The 20,475-nt window shown below is 61.3% G+C and carries 22 protein-coding genes; 15 read left to right on the forward strand and 7 right to left on the reverse strand.

Annotated features, from left to right (window positions below):
* Entirely contained in the window at positions 1–861 is an 861-nt protein-coding gene (locus QM801_RS03985; RefSeq protein WP_415017918.1) for an ABC transporter permease, read from the forward strand.
* 3 nt (positions 862–864) lie between these two features.
* Complete coding sequence (locus tag QM801_RS03990; protein WP_415017919.1) at positions 865–1,680, forward strand: ABC transporter permease; 816 nt, start codon at positions 865–867, stop codon at positions 1,678–1,680.
* 3 nt (positions 1,681–1,683) lie between these two features.
* On the opposite strand, the gene carA is transcribed toward QM801_RS03990, so the two are convergent.
* On the reverse strand, positions 1,684–2,904 hold the full coding sequence (carA, locus tag QM801_RS03995) for a glutamine-hydrolyzing carbamoyl-phosphate synthase small subunit (RefSeq protein WP_415017920.1): 1,221 nt from the start codon (positions 2,902–2,904) through the stop codon (positions 1,684–1,686).
* A 121-nt stretch (positions 2,905–3,025) separates the two neighbouring features.
* On the opposite strand from carA, the gene QM801_RS04000 reads away from it, so the two are divergent.
* From QM801_RS04000 to QM801_RS04010, 3 genes are all read left to right on the forward strand, one after another.
* The gene (locus tag QM801_RS04000) at positions 3,026–3,487 is read left to right on the forward strand and encodes a GatB/YqeY domain-containing protein (protein ID WP_415017921.1); all 462 of its coding nucleotides are present in this window, start codon (positions 3,026–3,028) and stop codon (positions 3,485–3,487) included.
* 152 nt (positions 3,488–3,639) lie between these two features.
* Positions 3,640–3,945, forward strand: a complete 306-nt coding sequence (locus tag QM801_RS04005) for a hypothetical protein (protein ID WP_415017922.1) — start codon at positions 3,640–3,642, stop codon at positions 3,943–3,945.
* Positions 3,946–4,116: 171 nt separating this feature from the next.
* Complete coding sequence (locus QM801_RS04010; RefSeq protein ID WP_415017923.1) at positions 4,117–4,371, forward strand: hypothetical protein; 255 nt, start codon at positions 4,117–4,119, stop codon at positions 4,369–4,371.
* 67 nt (positions 4,372–4,438) lie between these two features.
* On the opposite strand, the gene QM801_RS04015 is transcribed toward QM801_RS04010, so the two are convergent.
* Positions 4,439–4,867, reverse strand: a complete 429-nt coding sequence (locus QM801_RS04015; protein WP_415020887.1) for an organic hydroperoxide resistance protein — start codon at positions 4,865–4,867, stop codon at positions 4,439–4,441.
* A gap of 83 nt (positions 4,868–4,950) precedes the next feature.
* On the opposite strand from QM801_RS04015, the gene dnaG reads away from it, so the two are divergent.
* Together dnaG and rpoD are read left to right on the forward strand one after the other, a co-directional pair.
* The gene (dnaG, locus tag QM801_RS04020) at positions 4,951–6,894 is read left to right on the forward strand and encodes a DNA primase (protein WP_415017924.1); all 1,944 of its coding nucleotides are present in this window, start codon (positions 4,951–4,953) and stop codon (positions 6,892–6,894) included.
* Between the two features lie 110 nt (positions 6,895–7,004).
* Positions 7,005–9,137, forward strand: a complete 2,133-nt coding sequence (rpoD, locus tag QM801_RS04025) for an RNA polymerase sigma factor RpoD (RefSeq protein ID WP_415017925.1) — start codon at positions 7,005–7,007, stop codon at positions 9,135–9,137.
* A 17-nt stretch (positions 9,138–9,154) separates the two neighbouring features.
* On the opposite strand, the gene QM801_RS04030 is transcribed toward rpoD, so the two are convergent.
* Positions 9,155–11,482: an NACHT domain-containing protein gene (locus QM801_RS04030; protein WP_415017926.1), complete on the reverse strand. Its 2,328-nt coding sequence runs from the start codon at positions 11,480–11,482 to the stop codon at positions 9,155–9,157.
* Positions 11,483–11,919: 437 nt separating this feature from the next.
* Between QM801_RS04030 and QM801_RS04035 the strand changes: the two genes are divergently transcribed.
* From QM801_RS04035 to QM801_RS04055, 5 genes are all read left to right on the forward strand, one after another.
* Positions 11,920–12,339, forward strand: a complete 420-nt coding sequence (locus QM801_RS04035) for a secondary thiamine-phosphate synthase enzyme YjbQ (protein ID WP_415017927.1) — start codon at positions 11,920–11,922, stop codon at positions 12,337–12,339.
* Positions 12,340–12,441: 102 nt separating this feature from the next.
* Complete coding sequence (locus QM801_RS04040) at positions 12,442–13,239, forward strand: DODA-type extradiol aromatic ring-opening family dioxygenase (protein WP_415017928.1); 798 nt, start codon at positions 12,442–12,444, stop codon at positions 13,237–13,239.
* 99 nt (positions 13,240–13,338) lie between these two features.
* Complete coding sequence (locus tag QM801_RS04045; protein WP_415017929.1) at positions 13,339–14,463, forward strand: cytochrome b/b6 domain-containing protein; 1,125 nt, start codon at positions 13,339–13,341, stop codon at positions 14,461–14,463.
* Positions 14,460–14,870 carry a DUF1924 domain-containing protein gene (locus QM801_RS04050; protein WP_415017930.1) on the forward strand — a complete coding sequence of 137 codons (411 nt, stop codon included), beginning with the start codon at positions 14,460–14,462 and terminating at the stop codon, positions 14,868–14,870. The genes QM801_RS04045 and QM801_RS04050 overlap by 4 nt, the downstream gene beginning before the upstream one ends.
* A gap of 12 nt (positions 14,871–14,882) precedes the next feature.
* A complete protein-coding gene (locus QM801_RS04055; RefSeq protein ID WP_415017931.1) occupies positions 14,883–15,335 on the forward strand; it encodes a diheme cytochrome c in 453 nt (150 codons plus the stop codon).
* A gap of 44 nt (positions 15,336–15,379) precedes the next feature.
* Here the strand turns inward: QM801_RS04055 and ppk2 are convergent, their stop codons facing one another.
* Positions 15,380–16,354 (reverse strand): polyphosphate kinase 2, encoded by a 975-nt coding sequence (gene ppk2 / locus QM801_RS04060; protein ID WP_415017932.1) that lies wholly within the window; start codon positions 16,352–16,354, stop codon positions 15,380–15,382.
* Between the two features lie 105 nt (positions 16,355–16,459).
* Between ppk2 and QM801_RS04065 the strand changes: the two genes are divergently transcribed.
* On the forward strand, positions 16,460–17,161 hold the full coding sequence (locus QM801_RS04065) for a Crp/Fnr family transcriptional regulator (protein WP_415017933.1): 702 nt from the start codon (positions 16,460–16,462) through the stop codon (positions 17,159–17,161).
* A 78-nt stretch (positions 17,162–17,239) separates the two neighbouring features.
* Positions 17,240–17,455 carry a DUF2892 domain-containing protein gene (locus tag QM801_RS04070; protein ID WP_415017934.1) on the forward strand — a complete coding sequence of 72 codons (216 nt, stop codon included), beginning with the start codon at positions 17,240–17,242 and terminating at the stop codon, positions 17,453–17,455.
* Between the two features lie 75 nt (positions 17,456–17,530).
* Here the strand turns inward: QM801_RS04070 and QM801_RS04075 are convergent, their stop codons facing one another.
* Positions 17,531–18,463, reverse strand: coding sequence for an MBL fold metallo-hydrolase (locus tag QM801_RS04075; protein WP_415017935.1), 933 nt, complete (start codon positions 18,461–18,463; stop codon positions 17,531–17,533).
* Positions 18,464–18,570: 107 nt separating this feature from the next.
* Between QM801_RS04075 and QM801_RS04080 the strand changes: the two genes are divergently transcribed.
* Positions 18,571–18,855 (forward strand): HlyU family transcriptional regulator, encoded by a 285-nt coding sequence (locus QM801_RS04080; RefSeq protein ID WP_415017936.1) that lies wholly within the window; start codon positions 18,571–18,573, stop codon positions 18,853–18,855.
* Between the two features lie 25 nt (positions 18,856–18,880).
* Here QM801_RS04080 and QM801_RS04085 read toward each other — a convergent pair whose 3' ends face one another.
* Together QM801_RS04085 and QM801_RS04090 are read right to left on the reverse strand one after the other, a co-directional pair.
* On the reverse strand, positions 18,881–19,930 hold the full coding sequence (locus QM801_RS04085) for a tyrosine-type recombinase/integrase (protein WP_415017937.1): 1,050 nt from the start codon (positions 19,928–19,930) through the stop codon (positions 18,881–18,883).
* A gap of 40 nt (positions 19,931–19,970) precedes the next feature.
* Positions 19,971–20,306: a hypothetical protein gene (locus tag QM801_RS04090; RefSeq protein WP_415017938.1), complete on the reverse strand. Its 336-nt coding sequence runs from the start codon at positions 20,304–20,306 to the stop codon at positions 19,971–19,973.
* Positions 20,307–20,475: the final 169 nt, after the last annotated feature.

Here is a 20,475-nt window from a genome sequence, read left to right on the forward strand (position 1 = left end):
ATGACCGACGCAAGACACTCCCGCTGGATCACCGCCGCGCTTCTGGCGCCGGCGGGAGTGATCTTCGTCTTCCTGCTCATCCTGCCGCTCGTCGTGGTGCTGGTCTATTCCTTTGGCATTCGCGGTCCCGCAGGTGGCTACGAGGCGGCCTTCACCTTCGACAACTACGTGAACCTGCCGGCGCGCGGGAAAGCCTTCTTCAACACCCTCACGCTGGCGCCGCTCGGCACGCTGCTCACGGCGATCGTGGCGTTTCCGGTGGCCTACTTCCTCGCCATCAAGACCGATCCGAAATGGCGGGTGACGCTGCTCGTGCTCATCATGGCGCCGTTCTGGACAAGCCAGCTCCTGCGTTACTACGCCTGGATCATGCTGCTCGGCTCGAAGGGCATCCCGTCATGGCTCGCATATATCGGCATCACGGATGTGCGCCTTATCAACACGCCCACCGCCGTGCTCATCGGTGCGGTCTACGGTTTCCTGCCGCTCATGGTGCCGCCCATCTATGTCTCGCTCGAAAAACTCGACAAGCGACTGCTCGAAGCCTCGGCCGATCTGGGCGCCACGCCGGTGCGCACCTTCTTCCAGGTAACGCTACCGCTCGCGCTGCCGGGTGTCGCCACCGGCTCCATGCTGGTTTTCATCCTGCTCATGGGTGACTACATCCTCCCGCAATATCTGGGCGGCGGGAAGGTGTTCTTCATCGGCAACGCGCTCGTCGATCTCTTCCTGCAATCGCGCAACTGGCCCTATGGCGCGGCGGTCTCGGTGGCGCTCGTGCTGATCATGTTCCTCACCATCACCCTTTACATGCGCTTGGTGCTCGCCCGCACCGACAAGCGTCGCGCGGCACTGGTGTAGACCATGCGCATCTATCTCATATTCATCTACATCTTCCTTTATGCGCCGATTGCGCTCATCGTCGGCGGCTCCTTCAATGCCGGCAAGCAGGCGATGATCTGGCAGGGCTTCTCGCTCGAATGGTACGGCAAGGCCTTCAGCAACCCGCTCATCACCGAGGCGCTGGGCACGAGCCTCTACATCGCGCTTTCGACGGCGGCCATCTCAGCGGTGCTGGGGCTGATCACGGCGCTTGGCCTCGAACGGGTGAAGGGCTGGCTCCGCACCTTCTTCGATGCGCTCATCTACATCGCCATCATGGTGCCGGGGATCGTCATCGGCATTTCCACGCTCATTGCCTTCGTCAGCATCTTCGATCTCGTCAACCCCATGCTGATGGCGTCGTTCAACCTGCAGCTCCAGATGGGTTCGTGGGCGGTGATCGCGGCGCACGTGCTGTTCAACATCGCCGTCGTGGCGCTGCTGGTGCGCGCGCGCCTGCAAGGCATGGACCGCAGCCTCGTGGAGGCGTCAGAGGATCTCTACGCCACGCCTTTAGGCACCTTCCGCCAGGTGGTGCTGCCGCTCCTGGCGCCGGCGGTGCTTGCGGGCTTCCTCCTCGCCTTCACCTTCTCGTTCGAGGATTTCATCATCGCTTATTTCGTGGCGGGGCCGGATGTGACGCTTCCCATCTACGTCTTCTCGTCGATCCGCCGCGGTGTCACGCCGGAGATCAATGCGGTGGGCACGGTCGTGCTGGGCACCTCGCTGGTGCTGCTGGTGATCGCGCAGATGATCCTGCAGCGGGGCGATGCCCGCCGCACGTCGGCAGATGGCTGAAACTCAGCGCGTGTGCTTGTCCATCATCTCGACGAAGCGGTGGAAGAGGTAGTGCGAGTCCTGCGGGCCGGGTGAGGCTTCCGGGTGGTGCTGCACCGAGAACACGGGCTTGCCCTTGACCTGGATGCCGGCATTCGAGCCATCGAACAGCGAGACGTGCGTTTCCTCGACACCGGAAGGCAGGCTGTCGCGGTCCACGGCGAAGCCATGGTTCATGGAAACGATCTCGACTTTCCCGGTGGTATAGTCCTTCACCGGATGGTTGGCGCCGTGGTGGCCCTGATGCATCTTGAGCGTCTTGCCGCCCAGCGCAATCGCCAGCATCTGGTGGCCGAGGCAGATGCCGAAGACAGGCGTGCCGGAGTCGACAAGCTTCTTGATTTCGGGCACGGCGTATTCGCCCGTTGCTGCCGGGTCGCCCGGGCCGTTCGACAGGAACACGCCATCGGGCTTCATGGCGAGGATGTCCTCGGCCGAAGTGGTGGCGGGAACAACTGTTACGTCGCAGCCGGCGGAGGTGAGGCAGCGGAGGATGTTGCGCTTGAGGCCGTAGTCGACGGCGACCACTTTCTTACCGCCTTCGCCGCGGGTGTAGCCCGTCTTCCAGTCCCAGAGCTTTTCATCCCAGTCCATGCGCTGGGTGATCGACACGTCCTTGGCGAGGTCCATGCCGACAAGGCCCGGCCACTGCGCCGCCTTCTTCTTCAGCGCCTTGACGTCGAACTTGCCCTTGGGATTGTGAGCGATGACACCGTTCGGCATGCCCTTCTCGCGGATGAGGGCGGTGAGGGCGCGGGTGTCGATGCCGGAGAGGCCGATGATGTTGCGCGCCTTCAGCCACTTGTTGAAGTGCTTGGCGGCGCGGTAGTTGGCCGGGTCTGTGACCGGTGCCTTGACCACGCAGCCGAGCACGGCGGCGGAGGCGGCAAGGTTGGTCGTCTCGATATCCTCGTCGTTGGTGCCGACGTTGCCGATGTGCGGGAAGGTGAAGGTGACGATCTGGCCCGCGTAGGAGGGGTCAGTCAGCACTTCCTGGTAACCGGTCATGGCGGTGTTGAAGCAGACTTCACCCACAGCATCGCCCTCGGCCCCGAAGCCCTGGCCCTCGATCACCGTGCCGTCGGCCAGCACCAGAAGCCCCGTCACAGGGGGCTGGTCCCAATCGCCGAACTGCGGGCGTGACTTTGCTTTGCCCTTCTTTGCGGGCGTCTTGGCGGCTGCCATGGGTCTAGTCTCCGGGAATTTCCGGCTGGTTACGGGAGGAGGGGCCGGGCGTCAAGTTTGCGCTGCACCTGCGAAGCGGTTAAGGAGGCCCTTTCCACGCATTTCATCCCGGGAGAGCGCCATGACCCTGCGCGACAAACTGAACGCCGATCTGAAGGACGCCATGAAGGCGGGCGACAAGCGCAAGCTCGCCACCATCCGCCTGATGAATGCCGCCATCAAGGACAAGGACATCAACGCCCGCACAGACGGCCACGACAGCGAGAAGCTGCCGGACTCCGCCCTCATGGACCTCTTCGCCAAGATGGTGAAGCAGCGCCAAGATTCGATTGCCGCCTTCGAGCAGGGCGGCCGCGCCGAGCTCGCCCAGCAGGAGCGCGAGGAGATGGAGATCATCCAGTCCTACATGCCGAAGCAACTCTCGGAGGACGAGACCAAGGCTGCCATTCAGGCCATCATCACGGCGGTGGGTGCCACCACGGTCAAGGACATGGGCAAGGTCATGGCCGAACTGAAGGCCAAGTATTCCGGCCAGATCGACATGGGCAAGGCGGGCGGCGTGGTGAAATCGCTGCTGGGCTGAGGGCCTTCAAGACCCCCGGGCTGCGACAACGGAGGCGTGCAGGCGCCGCGGAATCTCCCCATTTCGGGCGAAACTTTCAGAAACGACGGCAGTTAATTCCGACGTGCCCGTCTCACCGGTGAGGTGGGCGAGGAGCGATGAAAGGACACGCCATGTTGCGAACACCACTTCTAGCGGCTGCGACTGCTGCAGCACTTGCCCTCGGACTGACAGCGGGTGCTCCGGTTGCCGAAGCCAGGCACCGCCATCACCACGGTGCCAATGTCGATCTCTTCTTCGGCTTTCCTGGCTATTACTATGACCAGGGATACTACAACGGCTACTACGCGGACGATTATGGTTACTATGACTATCCCCGCTACCGCCATCACCGCAGCAGCTATCACTGTCACTGGGTGAAGAAGAAGCATCACCGCAAGGTGAAGCGGTGCCACAGCGTGTGGCACGACCGCTGGTAAGCGGAGCGCGCAAAGCACTGCGTAATCTTGCGTTTCTAACAAAATGACACAATTCTCGATTGAGTACATTTACTGCCAGCGTTCATCCGGGGTTCAGGTTGAGTAGGCGAAATTGGCTCCAACGCGGCAGAGAGGCCGCGGGCCAAACGTCAACGAAAAGGACCCCCCAAGATGTTTCGCAAAACTTTGATCGCAGTTGCCGCCGCCGGTTCCATGGCCCTTGGTCTTGGCGCCGCTACCGCTCCGGCTGAAGCCAAGGTTCACGTCTACGTCGGCGTGAACCCCTACTGGGGCTTCTATGGTCACCATCATCATCACCATGGTGCGTGGCACTGCCACTACAAGAAGGTGAAGGTGTGGAACAAGCATCACACCAAGAAGATCTGGGTGACGAAGAAGACCTATTGCCATTCCTACTGGCACTAAGTCTCCCACCTGAAAGAACGAAGGCCGCGCACGGATGCGCGGCCTTTTGTTTTGCGAAGTGCAGGACTCAGACGATCTTCGTCGTGACCTTCACGTTCTTGCGGATGGCGTGCGAGTAGGGGCACACCACATGCGCCTTCTTGGCCAGTGCTGTGGCTTCCGCCTTCTTCACGCCCGGCAGCGAGACATCAAGCTTCACTTCGATGCCGAAACCCTTCTTGTCACTGCGCGGCCCGAAGGAGACATGCGCGGTCACGGTCGAGTCGGGCGAAAGGGTGAGCGGCTTCTTGGCCTTGCTGTTCACGAACTTCATGGCGCCGAGGAAGCACGAGGAATAGCCCACGGCGAAAAGCTGTTCGGGATTAGTGCCCTGACCGTCGCCGCCCATCTTCTTGGGGTGAGCGAGGATGAGATCGAGCATGCCGTCATCCGTCTTGGCCGTGCCGCCGCCGCGCCCGCCCTGGGCAATGCCGACCGCCGTGTAGATTTTCTTGATTGCCATTGGTGTTCCTCCTCCATGGAAATGCAACGATAGCCGGGCGATTGCGCTTGGCAAGGGCAGGGGCTAACTCCAATCCCATGCGCTTCCCGCCCACCTTCCTCGACCAGATCCGCGCCCGGGTGAACATCTCATCCGTGATCGGCCGGCATGTGACGTGGGACCGACGCAAGACGCAGGCCGCCAAGGGAGACTACTGGGCCTGCTGCCCCTTCCACGGCGAGAAGTCGCCGAGCTTCCACGCCGATGACCGCAAGGGCCGCTATCACTGCTTCGGCTGCAAGGCGAGCGGCGACATCTTCACCTTCCTTGTGGAGAAAGAAGGCCTGAGCTTTCCGGAAGCGGTGGAGCGCCTTGCGGGGGATGCCGGGCTTCCCATGCCGGTTGTTTCGGAAGCTGACGTGGAACGTGATCGAGTCCGCGCAAGCCTCTACGACGTCATGGAAATCGCCGCCAAGCTGTTCCAGGCGGAGCTGCAAACATCGCATGGCGCCAAGGCCCGCGGCTATCTCGCCGACCGTGACCTTTCGCCTGCGGTGCAGAAGGAATTCGGCATCGGCTATTCCCGCGATGACCGCGCCTGGCTCCGGAACGAACTCGCTGCAAAAGGCGTCGGCCTCGACCAGATGGTGGAGGCGGGGCTTGTCATCGCAAACGAGGACAACGCCGTCGGCTATGACCGCTTCCGCGACCGCGTGATGTTCCCGATCCGCGACCAGCGGGGCCGGGTTATCGCCTTCGGTGGCCGCGCGCTTCGCCCCGACGTGCCGGCGAAATACCTGAACTCACCCGAGACGCCGATCTTCCACAAGGGCGACGTGCTCTACAATTTCGACAAGGCGAGGGGACCCGCCCATACGTCCAACCGCCTGATCGCGGTCGAGGGTTACGTCGACGTGATCGCCATGCACCGGGCGGGCTTCGGCGAGGCGGTGGCGCCGCTCGGAACCGCGCTCACCGAGAACCAGCTCGGCCTGCTCTGGCGCACCGTGCCCGAGCCCATCCTCTGCTTCGACGGTGACGGGGCCGGCCTCAAGGCCGCCTACCGGGCGCTGGACCTCGCCCTGCCGCTGCTCTCGCCCGGCCATTCGCTGCGCTTTGCCTTCCTGCCCGAGGGCAAGGACCCGGACGACCTGCTGCGGGCGGAGGGGCCCGATGCCGTGCGGGCCGTGATCGCCGCCGCCGCCCCCCTGGCCGATGTGCTCTGGCGGCGGGCGCTGGCCGAGAACGACCGCTCCAGCCCGGAGCGCAAGGCCGCCTTCGAGCGGGACATCAAGGGCCAGCTCAACGGCATCAAGGACGAGATGGTGCGGCGGCACTATCTGGACGACCTCCACACCCGGCTGAGGGAGCTTTGGGGACAGGGGCGGCCGCAAGGGGCAGGCCCGGGTGCAGCCCGGGGTGGTGCCCCCCGGGGCTTTCAACCCCGGCTGAAGCCCGGCCAGAAGGCCTGGGAGGTGCCCATGCCGGCTTCCCCCCAGTTGCGGGCGGCGGCGGGGGCTGCGACCACCGCCGCGGCGGCCGAACGCCGGGAGCGCATGATCCTCCTTTCGGCCATCAACCATCCCGAGGTTTTGCATGATTTCTGGGAGGATTTTGCCGGTTTGGATTTTACCGCCCGGGTGCTTGACTCCCTCCGTACACTGATTCTAGACGTTGCTTCCTCCGAGGAAGCCCTTGACCGGGCGGCCTTGAAGGCCCACCTGATTGCCAAAGGGTACGGTCCGGATCTGGACCGCCTTGAAGACCAGGCGAAGCGTCTGAATGAGTGGTTCTTGGGTCCGTTGGCTGCACCAGATGATGCCCGGACAGGCCTCCGCCAGATGATCGCCCTGCACCGCAAAACTGTCACACTCGACCGCGAGCTCAAGGCAGCTGAGGCTGCCTTTGCGCGCGAGCCGTCCGAGGCGAACCTCGCCACCCTGATTGCCGTCCGGGACCAGCTCTCGTCGGCCACCGGGGCTGAAGCCCTGATCGAGGGGTTCGGAGCGGCGTCGGGCAGGACCGCCGGCGAAGCGATGTAACGCCGCAGGTTCGCCGCCCGGCTTAGGGACCGTTTAACGCGCAGGGGCTTAGGTCTGACCCGAATCACTCTATAGGGTGCGAATCACCCGCTTGAAGGACTTGAGACTGAATGGCCCGCACGCCCGCCAAGACACCTGCAGCCGCCCGCCAGGCGAAGCCGCCCGTCGAGCCCGATGCGCCGACCCCCGATGACGTGACCGCCGAGCCGGATGCGCCGGAAGCCGGAGCCGATGCACCCGTCCTCGACATGAACGATGCCGCCGTCAAGCGGATGATCAAGCTTGCCAAGACGCGCGGCTACGTCACCCTCGACGAACTGAATGCGGTGCTGCCGTCGGACGAGACCTCGCCCGAGCAGATCGAAGACATCATGGCGATGCTGAACGAGATGGGCATCAACGTGGTGGAGAGCGAGGAGGAAACCGAAAACCTCGCCGCCAAGGTGGAAGAGGAAGCCTCGGGCGAAACCGCGCTGATGAAGGTGGAAGCGCCCAAGCTTCCCGCCGACCGCACCGACGATCCGGTGCGCATGTATCTCCGCGAGATGGGCGCCGTCGAACTGCTCTCGCGCGAAGGCGAAATCGCCATCGCCAAGCGCATCGAGGCCGGCCGCGAGGCGATGATCTCCGGCCTGTGCGAAAGCCCGCTCACTTTCCAGGCCATCATCATCTGGCGCGACGAACTGAACGAGGGGAAGATCCTTCTCCGCGACATCATCGATCTCGAAGCCACCTATGCCGGCCCTGACGCCAAGCAGAACCAGGCCGTGGCCACGCCGCAGCCCTATGTTCCGCCCAAGGAGGAAGTGCGCAAGCAGGCCGAGGCCAAGCGCGCCGAACTCCGCCGCAAGGAAGAGGCCCGCAAGGCCACACAGCCGAAGCGCCCGCAGGCCGACGACGACTATTCCGACGTGCTGTCGCCCGAAGACTTCGACAAGCCCTCCGCCGTTGAAGACGATGACGACGATGAGGGGGATGATCTCGGCGTCTCGCTCTCCGCGATGGAGAACGAGCTCAAGCCGAAGGTGCTTGAGGTCTTTGACGAAATCGCCCGCCTCTACAAGTCGCTGCGCAAGCTGCAGGACCAGGAAGTCACCGACAATGAGGGCCTCTCGCCCTCGCAGGAGCGCCGCTACAAGAAGCTGCGCGAGGAGATCGTCGGCCTCGTCAAGTCGCAGTCGCTGAACAACGCCCGTATCGAGGCGCTGGTCGACCAGCTTTACGACATCTCGAAGCGCCTCAACGTGCTGGAAGGCCGCTTGCTGCGCCTGGCCGAAACCTACAAGATCCCGCGCGAGGAATTCCTCCGCGAATACCAGAGCAACGAGCTTGATCCGGAATGGCTGAAGCGCGTCGGCCGCCTGACCAAGCACGGCTGGAAGAAGTGGGTGAACGACGAGAAGGAATCGATCAAGGTCATCCGCGACGAGATCTTCGAGCTTGCCTCCGCCACCGGCCTGCAGATCCAGGAATTCCGCGGCATCGTCGCCAAGGTGCAGAAGGGCGAGCGCGAGGCCCGCATCGCCAAGAAGGAAATGGTGGAAGCGAATCTTCGCCTCGTCATTTCCATCGCGAAGAAATACACCAACCGCGGCCTGCAGTTCCTCGACCTCATCCAGGAAGGCAACATCGGCCTGATGAAGGCGGTGGACAAGTTCGAATACCGCCGCGGCTACAAGTTCTCGACCTACGCCACGTGGTGGATCCGCCAGGCGATCACCCGCTCGATCGCCGACCAGGCGCGCACCATCCGCATCCCCGTGCACATGATCGAAACGATCAACAAGATCGTGCGCACCTCGCGCCAGATGATGCACGAGATCGGCCGCGAGCCGACGCCGGAAGAACTGGCCGAGAAGCTCTCGATGCCGCTCGAGAAGGTGCGCAAGGTGATGAAGATCGCCAAGGAGCCGATCTCGCTCGAAACCCCGGTGGGCGACGAAGAGGATTCACACCTCGGCGACTTCATCGAGGACAAGAACGCGGTGCTGCCCATCGATGCGGCGATCCAGGCGAACCTGCGCGAAACGACGACGCGCGTGCTCGCCTCGCTCACGCCGCGCGAAGAGCGCGTGCTGCGTATGCGCTTCGGCATCGGCATGAACACGGACCACACGCTCGAGGAGGTGGGCCAGCAGTTCTCTGTGACTCGCGAACGCATCCGCCAGATCGAAGCCAAGGCGCTGCGCAAGCTGAAGCACCCGAGCCGGTCAAGGAAGCTGCGCTCGTTCCTCGACAACTGAGGCCGAGCAAGCCTAGATTATCTGCGCTTGGGCTGCGGCGTTCGTTTGTTCTTCGGTTTGAATGAATCTATTAGGCGCTGGATTTCTCGTCGCTCAGCAACGCTGTCTGCCAAGTTGAGAACAGTGCTCACATCGACTTTTTGCCGCTCTGAGCTGGCATCAGTCGGCTTCAACATTCCTATCTCATCTGAGAGTTGGGAACGCACTCTGCTCAATACCATATCCAAGTTGATCCAAAGGCCAAGAGAGACAGCATCGTAGGAGAAGACCCTTCCAAACAGGCTGCTGTACAAATCGAATGTTCTAGAATCACTACCAAGTCGTACGGGTACCAAGTCTGTACTTTCGGAGTCTGTTCCGAGCCGGCTCATGATTAAGTAACATAAGAAAGATGGCCAATTTCGAAGTTTGTAGGAGAAAATGGCGAGCACACACAACAGAACTGCGTGATGCTCTCGTGAAAGCTTTAGCGATCGGCGATTTAGGATATCACGTAGTTCAACTGGGTCAGGATTGTCGCTGGTGAGATACTTCTCTAACCAAGCGCCGAATCTCCACCAATCTCCTGCATCAAATCTGGTATCTGAACTGCCTATGTCTGGAACGAGTGTTGATCTCTTTACTACGTCGAGAATGATAGGGGAGAACTGCGCACGCAGACCATGCATTTTTTCAAGCAATTGATCGATTGCTGTGATGTCCTTGCGCAAGTTGATGAACTTCGCAATCTCAGCATTCATAAGTTCACCTACTGCCGCGATATCTTGCCTCGTAGAAAGATCGCTGCACAGGTACTCTGCGACTAAAAATTCAAGATATGATCGATGAGGAAAATAAAAGAAGACTCCCTTCTTGGAGCCAAGAAGTAGAGGTCCCCTATTCTCAATGATCGAACCGGTTATGAACTCACGGACTGCTGATTGGACATCGCCTTGATCGTCACAATTGTCCACTACGAAGTCATTCAGTTCCTTCGGTAACTCATCTGGAGAGAATAAATTCTGCTTCTTGACTGTCCAAAGCCACCAAGCCACCTTCAGCATAAACTCAAGGCGAATGTTTTCTGGGATTGCCTTGCGAGCTGATTTTTCGGATTCGCGCTCGATGGTCTTTAAAATGAAGTTCTTGTAGAGCTCGTATTCGTTGTAAGATTCTAGTGGTTGAGTTTCGACGATTGAAAGATCGCCTAACATTTTTGCGTGGACAGGCCGTCGGACCATGTCGTCAACGGGGATCCTGCTTAGCTCTGCCAGCCTTTCACTGAGGAACTTTTCCGGATTCTTATACTTATTTGCATTTCTTTGAACATAAGCAGTGAGGAAGCCCTGAAAGTATCTATGCAATTCCCCTTCGGAGAAAAAATCTAGAGTGATCTGATCGTACTTCTCTCGTTCTGGATCAGTGTGAAAACTGCCTTTGATAAGGCGCTCACCGCGGATAACGGCAACGTCTTCTTCGGTTTGGAACGGATTTGGACGTCCCAGGAGGAGCAGTTTTGTTTTTGGATATCTGAGTTTTCCAATATCTCTGAAGTTTTCGACAATGTCCCGCGGCTTCATGGCGTGCTTCATTTCATCAAAGCCATCGCAGATCAGCAGAAATCTTCCAGCTTTGTTGAGTTGGTCGAACAAATGATAATTGTACCCCCGCAGTCGAAACTCGTCCGAGAAAAGAGTGTTTATCAAGGTCCTCAATGACTGATGTTGAGTGAGATTGCCCAGCTGCAGATAGATTGGGATTCGGGAATCGTAGTTATTCAGGGCGGCTATTGATAGGTAATGGGCCAGGAAGCGAGCATAGCTGGTTTTCCCCATGCCATAGCCCGCGATGATGGCGATAGAGGGCGCGCCTTCGTCACTTGACCAAGGGAGAATAACATCCTCATGAAGCTTCTTGCCGTCAGTGGTGCGAGCGTGGATGTAGTACTGTGAAACAATGTCTGATTCAAAATCAGATCGTAGTGCTTGAAGGTAAGGTTTGAAGTCGATGAGAATTAATTGTTCAAACTCAGAGAAACTCATGAATTCGATTTGTGGTCGATAAGCTTCAATTGTCTCGCGTGGCATGGCGCCAATGTTGCGAGGAGCGATGATCCAGAGAAGATCGATCTCTCTCGACTTTAGTGCGGCATCATACTCCCAACATATTTTTTGGAGGTCGCTGGACGTAAGAGGTGAGTCCCAGTCTTTGCATTCCACCGCCACAGTGTAGTTTGATCTTGGGGGAACGGGCATCGTAAAAGAGATATCGGCGTTCTTACCCTGAAAGTGCACTTCCTCCCGGACGTTATCGTAATTTGCGTGCAAGAGATCTGCTACTTTCCTTCTAAATTCATCGCCCAGCATCGAGTTTTTGACCTTCTCAGTGCATGTTTCTTCTTGCGGAATTTTACTACTCTGAATTTGAGTAAGTGACGTTACAGTATATCCGTGGACTTGCAAGCTGAAGCACCCGAGGCGGTCGCGGAAGCTGCGCTCGTTCCTCGACAACTAAGTCACGCCGCACGATTGATCCTGATCAAGGAAGAGGGGCGCTCTCCGCGCCAATCTTCCTGTCATGGTTACACGCTTTCCCCCCGGGGCCCAGCCCCACAAGCCCGCGCCCCCCGCGCCGCAGCCCGCACCGCAAGCGCCCAAGTCGGCCGAGCCTGTGAAGGATGACGGTTGCACCTGCGGCGGCCATTGCGGTGGCAGCGGCAAGGCAACGAAACTCGAAGGCTAGGCAAGTCTGCCGCTATGGCCGGCCTTTTGCCCCGTCTGGAAAGGCGGGGTAAAAGCCGTTCATGCAACAGCATCAGCGCAGCATTACGATCTCCACCACGGGGCAGGGGCTTTACGACATCACCCGCGAGGTGGCGGCGGTGGTCTCCGCCGCGCGCATCGGTACAGGACTCGCCACGGTTTTCTGCCGCCACACCTCGTGCTCGCTTCTCATCAACGAGAACGCCGACCCTGACGTGCGCCATGATCTCGAGGCCTTCCTGAAGCGCCTCGTGCCCGAGGGCGATCCCGCCTACATCCACACCCTCGAAGGGCCGGACGACATGCCCGCCCACATCAAGACGGCGCTCACCGCCATCTCGCTCGCCATTCCCTTTGGCGAGGGGCGCATGATGCTCGGCACCTGGCAGGGCATCTACCTGTTCGAACACCGCCGCGCCCCGCACCGGCGCGAGATCGTCGTCCATGTGCTGGGCGTCTGACGCCGGCAGAGCAGGCGCGCAGGGTGGGATGACGCAGGGCGCTTCTCCCTCTTGTATCTGTAACTTTCATTGTTATATTTAGTGCCGAAAGGACATTCCATCATGACCACGCGCATGCCCACCTATTTCATCTCCCACGGCGGAGGCCCCTGGCCCTGGCTTCCGGACATGCGGCAGATGCTGAAGTCGCTCGAAGTTTCGCTGGCCAACATGCCGGCCGAGATCGGCGTGAAGCCGAGGGCGATCCTGATGGTCTCGGGCCACTGGGAGGAGGATGATTTCGCCATCATGTCCAACCCGGCGCCGGGCATGGTCTATGACTACGGCGGCTTTCCCGCCTTCACCTATCAGATCAAGTATTCCGCGCCGGGGGCGCCGGAGATTGCGAAGCGCGTGGCCGAACTGCTGACGAAGGCGGGGCTTCCCACCCACCTCGATCCCGAACGGGGCTACGACCACGGCACCTTCGCGCCGATGCAGGTGATGTATCCCAATGCCGACGTGCCGCTGCTGCAGGTGGCGATCCGCCATGGCTATGATCCGGAAGAGCACCTTGCGCTCGGCCGTGCCCTTGCGCCCTTGCGCGATGAAGGCGTGGTGATCGTTGGCAGCGGCCTCAGCTATCATAATCTCCGTCTCTTCGGACCCGGCGCCAAGGAGCCTTCTGCCGCCTTCGATGCGTGGCTCGACGAGGCGATGAATGCCGACCCGAAGACTCGTGTTGAGAAGCTGAAAGCGTGGGAGCAGGCCCCCGCCGCACGCATATGTCATCCCCGCGAAGATCATCTCATTCCGCTGATGACGGCGATCGGCGCCGCGGAAAACGAAAAGGCCACGCGGGTTTATCACGACAAGAACGTCTTCGGTGGCGTCACCGCATCGAGCTACAAATTCGGCTGACGCTCCGTACACTGACAAGACGTCATTGACGTCTGTCAGTGCCGCGTCAGTGAATCACGGTTACGGAATATCCTGAAATCACAGGTTATTTCTGTAATCATGAATGTGGCAATTGCGGCGCGGAAGGTGAAGGTCTGGGATCTTCCCGTCCGGCTGTTTCACTGGTTGCTGGTGGCGAGCTGCGGAACCGCACTCGTCACCGGTTTTCTTCTCGAAGCGAACTGGCTCTCGGTTCACATCTGGGCGGGCGGCATTGTTCTCGCGTTGATCGCGGCCCGCGCCGTCTGGGGCTTCACCGGCCCCACCTATGCGCGCTTCCGCAACTTCACGCTGTCGCCCTCCGCCGTCTTCGCACACCTGAAGGATATCGCGACGGGTGCCGTGCATCGCGATGGTGGGCACAATGCGCTCGGCGCCTGGATGGTGACGGGCTTCTTCATCGTCCTCACCGGCATCTGCATCACCGGCTTCATGATGCTGGGTGGCATGTTCAAGCAGGGTCCGCTGAAGGCCTACCTCAGTTTCGCAACCGGGCGGCTGGTGCGCGAACCGCATGAGCTTCTCGCCTGGCTGGTGCTGGCCATGGTGGCTGCGCACATCGCCGGCGTTGTCTTCGAGTCCTTCCGCAGCAAGGAGAACCTTGCCCGCGCCATGGTGACTGGCGTGAAGGATGAAGGCTTCATTCCGGCAAGACACGTCTACACATCAAACCCCGCGATCGCGCTCGCCATCATCGCCATTGCGGGTGCCGTGCTCGCTTACACCGGCATTTCCGCCAACGCGCTTCCGGGCCTTGGCGTGAAGCCGGTGACAGCCGACGCCGCGTGGCAGAAGGAATGCGGCGATTGCCACATGGCCTTCCATCCCACGCTGCTGCCCGCCGCAAGCTGGGAGAAGATCATGTCGTCGCTCGATGATCACTTCGGCGAGGACGCAAGCCTGCCCCCCGAAACAGCAACGGCCATCGCCGCCTTCCTCAAGGCCAACAGCGCCGAGACCTCGGATACGCTGCCAGCAAATGTCTTCCGCAGGGTCAGCGAAACGCGCCCCCTCGAAATCACCCAGACGCCGTTCTGGCTCCGCCTGCATGGCGAGATCCCCGACGCCGTGTTCAAGGCGCCTCCCGTCAATTCCCGGCAGAACTGCGCCGCCTGTCATGGCGATGCTGCCTCCGGAACATTCGTCCCCCAAGCCATTTCCATTCCAAAGGAGACTGCCAAATGAAGATGAAACTGGTGCTTGCCGCTCTGGCCGCCGTGGTGCTTGCCGCGCCCGCGCAGGCGGGCCCGCGCGAGGATATCCTGCAAGGCTATGCCACCGCCGCCAAGGCCGCGGATCCCGGCTTCAAGGGTTTCGACGCCGCGCGCGGCAAGGCGCTTTACGAGCAGCAGAACACCGCCTCGGCGGATGCCCCGTCGTGCTCCACCTGCCACACTGCTTCGCCGCTCAAGGCCGGCAAGACGCGTGCCGGCAAGGCCATCGATCCGATGGCCGTCTCCGCAACGCCTGACCGCTTCACCGACCCCGCCAAGGTGGAAAAGTGGTTCGGCCGGAACTGCAATACCGTTCTCGGCCGCGATTGCACCGCGCTCGAGAAGGGCGACTTCATCACCTATCTGTCGAGCCTCTGAGGAGAAATGAACATGCGCATACTCGTGTCGCTGCTCTGCTTTGCAAGTCTGAGCACGATTGCCCTTGCCGACGGACCGAGTGCGGTCGTCACCGATGCCCTCACCAAGAAGGAATGCAGCGCCTGCCATATCGCCTATCCGCCCGGCTTCCTGCCGGCGCGCTCGTGGGAAGCAATCACCGGAAACCTGAAAGAGCATTTCGGTGAAGATGCCTCCCTCAGCCCCGAGGATACGGCCGCCATCAAGGACTATCTCGTCGCCAACGCCGCCGACTCTGCCGGCAAGGTGCGGGGCTTCGCGCGTGGCGTGCCCGCTGACCAGACGCCGCTCCGCATCACCGAGTTGCCGCGCTTCAAGGGCCAGCACGGCCGCTTCTCCGATGCGGTCATGAAGAAGGTGGGGTCGCTCAGCAACTGCAGCGCCTGCCATCAGGGCGCCGAGCAGGGCATCTACGAAGACGATTGAGTGAGTGGGAGGACCCGGCGGGTTTCGGCCCGCCGGGTATCACATTACTTGGACTTGCGGTTGCCGGGCCGCAGGGTCTTGCCGAGAATGTGTTCGTCCCGCCCGATCACGTGCGCCGTGGTGCCCACGAGCAGCGGGTCGGGTCCGCCCACCAGCTTCTTGTTCTTCTCGGGGTAGGGCAGCGACGAGAGGAAATACTGCATGCAGGCGATGCGGGCGCGCTTCTTGTCATCCGACTTGACGATGGTCCACGGCGCATCCGCCGTGTCGGTATAGAAGAACATCGCCTCCTTCGCCTCGGTGTAGGCGTCCCACTTGTCGAGCGACGCCTTGTCGATGGGCGAGAGCTTCCACTGCTTCAGGGGATCGGCCTCGCGCGACTTGAAGCGGCGGAGCTGTTCGTCGCGTGTCACCGAGAACCAGAACTTGAAGAGCCGGATGCCCGAGCGCACGAGCATCCGTTCAAGGTCCGGGCACTGGCGCATGAATTCGAGATATTCGTTGGGCGTACAGAAGTTCATCACCCGCTCGACGCCGGCGCGGTTGTACCAGGAGCGGTCGAAGAAGACGATCTCGCCGCCCGACGGCAGGTTCGAGATGTAGCGCTGGAAATACCACTGGGTGCGTTCCCGCTCCGATGGCTTCTCAAGGGCGACGACACGGGCGCCGCGCGGGTTCAGGTGCTCCATGAAGCGCTTGATGGTGCCGCCCTTGCCGGCGGCGTCACGGCCTTCGAAGAGAATGACGATGCGTTCGTTGTTCTCCTTCACCCAGCTCTGCACCTTGAGCAGCTCGACCTGCAGCTCCTCCATCTCACTTTCATAGGTCTTGGTGGAGATGCGGCTCTGATACGGGTAGGCGCCCGTCTCGAAGGCCTGGCGGATCGCTTCCGGGTCGTGGCGGAGTTGGCTGAGGGAGGGGCGGTGCGGCCGTTCCGCTTCGGCGGGAACGGGTTCTGCGGCGGGTGGCGGCGCAACTTCTGCCGCTGCGGCCGGCGTGCTGATCACGGTGTCGTTCATTCTTCCCTCCCGGACTGAAGGCTGAAGTGTAAGACGGAGGTGTGCTGCAACCTTGATTCATGTCAAAGTGGCGCCGCGAATGGCTGGCAGAGTGAAGAGATGGTGATGGCCAAGTCGTCCAAGGACAATTCCGCCCCTGAAAACCCGCAGGTTCTTCCTGCGGTGCTGCAGGCGGGCGGGCTCGCCAAACTCGAGGATCACGCCAAGGCGCTGATCCTGAAGCAGATGATTCCTCTCCACCTCCACGCGGGCGAGCGCGCCTTCCGGCCGGGTTTCGCCTGCAGCAACTACATCGTGGTGAAGAAGGGCTCGGTGAAGGTCTCGATCCACACCGAAACGGGCCGCGAGATCGTGCTCTACCGGGTGCAGGATGGCGAAACCTGCGTGCTCACCACGGCGGGGCTGCTCTCGGGCGAACACTACGATGCGGAGGGCGTGGCCGAGTCGGAGACCGACGCCATCATCCTGCCCAAACCCGTCTTCGAGGAATTGCTCGCCACTTCGCCCGGCTTCCGGCGCTTTGTCTTCTCCTCCTATGGCGAGCGCATCCAGTCGCTGATCGGCCTCATCCAGGAGGTGGCGGTGCGCCACGTGGACCGGCGGCTCGCCCGGCACCTGATCCGGCTTGCCCGCAACGGAATTGTGGAGGCCACGCACCAGTCCATGGCCAGTGACCTCAACACTGCCCGCGAGGTGATCACGCGGCTCCTCAACGACTTCGCCGACAAGGGCTGGGTGGAGATTTCCCGCGGCCGGGTGCGCCTCACTGACGAAACGGCACTCGAGCATTTCGCCGACGTCTGGTGAGAAACCGCTGACATCGGCGGGGTTGCAGGCTATGCTGTCAGCACGCAGCAGAGATTGCGAAATGGGAGTATGAAATACATGAAAACCAATGTCGGGAAGATCGACCGTGCACTGCGTGTTCTGCTCGGTCTCGCACTTCTGGCCTTCGCCTTCTTCTCGGGCCACCCCTATGCCTGGATCGGCTATATCGGGATCGTGCCGCTCGTCACGGCGGTCGTCGGCGTGTGTCCGGTCTACAGTCTCTTCGGAATTTCCTCCTGCCCGATCAAGACGGGTTCGCGCGCCATGCGCTGAGCCGCAAGCGCTCTTCCAAATGAAAACGCCGGACGCGTGAGCGCCCGGCGTTTGTGTTTTGGATCCTGGCGCGCTTTACGCCTGAACGTAGACGAAGGCGCCGTCGTTGGCTTCGGCGCGGCCCAGGCCCGGATAGGGCCAGTGATAGCCGAGCATCAGCTTCTTGCCGGAGGCGGCCATGTCGAGCAGCGCGCGGCGGCTCTTGCCGGCAGTGGCGCCATCGGCATCGAAGCCGAAGGCCCAGTCCGGATGCGCGAAGAACACCTTCGGCACTGTCACGGCGTCGCCGGTGAGCACCAGACCGTCACCGCCCGCGAGTTCGAACGAGACGTGGCCCGGCGTATGTCCGGGGGTGTCGATGACGTTGATGCCGGGCACCACTTCCGCGCCGGGCTTGAACATCGCCACCTTGTCCTTGATCCCGGCAAGCTGTGCCTGGGTCGTCTGCACCATGCCCTTCATGGCTTCCGGCATCTTCGAGGGAAGGTCGGGGTTGGTCCAGAAATTCCACTCCGCTTCGGCAACGTGGTGGCTGGCATTGGCGAAGACCGGCTTGCCGTCCTTCAGCGTGCCCCACAGGTGGTCCGGATGGGCGTGGGTGTAGATCACCTTGGTGATGGCGCCGGGTTCGACGCCCGCCGTCTTCAGGCTCTCGACCAGCATGCCTGCGCCGTTGTTGCCCACACCATTGCCGGTGTCGAAGAGGATCACGTCACTGCCGGACTTCACCAGCACAGGCGAGAATTCCATGTGGTTGGTCTTGGCATCGGCGGCGAGACCGAGGAGGGCACGGAGATCTTCCGGCTTCGCCTCCTTGTTGATGATCTCGAGGGGAATCTCGAAGCTGCCGTCGCTCACCACGGTCACGTCGAAGTTGCCATGCTTGAAGCTGTGCGGGCCGGAAAGCGCGAGCACCGACTTGGGCAGCACGCCCGCCGCAACGAGGGCGGCGCCGGCACCCAGGAACTTGCGGCGGTCGATGCGGAGGGTTTGAGGGGCAATGAACATGAGCCTTCTCCTTGCGTTTGATTTGCGGTTTGAGTCAGGCCAGATTACTAAGGCAAAGGTGTAACAGGCGAGATCACATTTCTGTTACGCGCGAGAGGAGTGAAGGGATGTCGATCTGGAGCAAGTTGTTCGGCGGTGGCGGAAGCGGAGGGGCGGCATCCGCACCTGCGGTTGCGAAGACGCTGGAATACAAGGGCTATTCCATCGAGGCCAAACCCCGCAAGGACGGCGGCCAGTGGCAACTCGAAGGCCGCATCAGCAAGGACGGCAAGGAGCATCACTTCATCCGCGCCGACAAGTTCTCCGACCGGGATGATTGCGCCGACGTTGCTCTCGCCAAGGGTCAGCTCATTGTCGATCAGTGGATCATTGGGGAAAACCCTTTCACTTGAGTGGCTTAGCGTGTCCACGTGGACACTAGTGCGGTCGGCCCTCAAACCGTGAGCGCAAGCGCTCCACATCCGCCTCGTCACCCGTGAGCGTGAGATAGCCCTGGGTGGTGTTGATGGAAGTGTGCCGCAAGAGCTTCATGATGTCAAAGCCCCCGAGGCCACGGTCGTTGGCGATCTTGGCGAAGGTCCGGCGCAGGGCCTTCAGTGTGCATGTAGTCTCGTTGTGCCACTCCGAGAGCTCTCGGAGTTTGGCCCACTGGTCGGCCATGGTGGGGTAGCCGATAGGGAAGATGGCGAGGCGGTCACCCTGGCGGGCGATGCGCTTCTTGACGATCATGGCGGCCTCCTTGAACAGGGGCACCGTCGCCTCCGAGCTCTTGGTCTTCGAGCCTGGGACCTTGATGGTGGGCTTGTCGCTGTCGAGCCCCGCGAAGTCCTTCGGGTAGAGGCGCAGAGCCTCCTCCACGCGGAGCCCCGTGAAGACGATGAAGGGGATGTAGTCGGCCATCACATCCATGCCCTCACGCATGGCCAGCTCCACGAGCGGCGGCACCCACTCGGGGCGCAGCCACCACTTGGGGACCACCGGCTTGGTGACGGTCGGCACCATGAGGAGGTTCGTCATGAGCTTGGGCGTCCGGCTGTAGGCGAACGCGATCACGCCACGGAGAGCCGAGAGCTTCGAGTTGATGGTGCTGGGCTTGTTGCCCCGCGTCCGGAACGTGGCGATGGCCTTCTCGATGTGCGCGGTCGTGATGGCGTCCATGGAGGTGACGTGCTCGGAGGTGAACCAGTCCCGCCACTCACGGGCAAAGAACACGGAGACACGCTCGGTGCGCTGTGCGACCCAGAGTGAAGAGCAGGCCAGGTCGAACGTCTCTGTGAGATTGTTCCTTGGGCGGTACGGATCGGAGCTGGCTTTGGGCGGAGTGCCGGGTGGGACGGGCCACATGCCGAACGTCTTGAGAGACCCGATGATCTCCCGCTCCACGTCCTCGGCCTTAGAGCGCTCTCCCGTGACGACCTTCTTGATGCGGCCAGCGCCCGGAGCATTCTTCCGGTCGATGACGGCCACGAGCCACTTCCCGCCTGGGTGTTCATATATCGGCATGGTGTCAGCCCAGCATCTTCATCAGGCGGGCCAGGAAGGAGCGGCCACGCGGCGTGAGCTTGGCGTACTTCTGGCGGCGGTCGAGCGGCCAGGTGAACGTGTCGATGAGCCCCAGGCCCTCAACGCCGGGTTCCTTGATCTTCGAGAGGAAGAGGAGGTGGCGGAGGACGGTCGTGTAAGGGATGTCCACACGCTGTGCCACATCCTTCAGCATCGACGGCTGGTCTTTCTCCTCATCGTTGGCGACGGCGAGGAAGGCCACCAGAGCCCCAAGAGGCATCTCCGGTGCGGTCTCCCGCGCCATGGCAAGAGCTTGAACCAATTTCTCCAGTGTGACCATATTGACCTCCTCCAAACTCCGCCCCACTTGCGTCACCGCTGTCCCTCGGTTGCTTTCGTCTTGTGGTATTATCGGCTTAGCGAGCCTATTGCAAGCGTGAAGAAGCCGCACCACCAGACTTTTCCGCCGTGAACCTCCTCACGCCCAAAGCCCACCCAGCTGGTAAGCT

The sequence above is a fragment of the Aestuariivirga sp. genome (assembly GCF_047600585.1).
GTDB lineage: Bacteria > Pseudomonadota > Alphaproteobacteria > Rhizobiales > Aestuariivirgaceae > Aestuariivirga.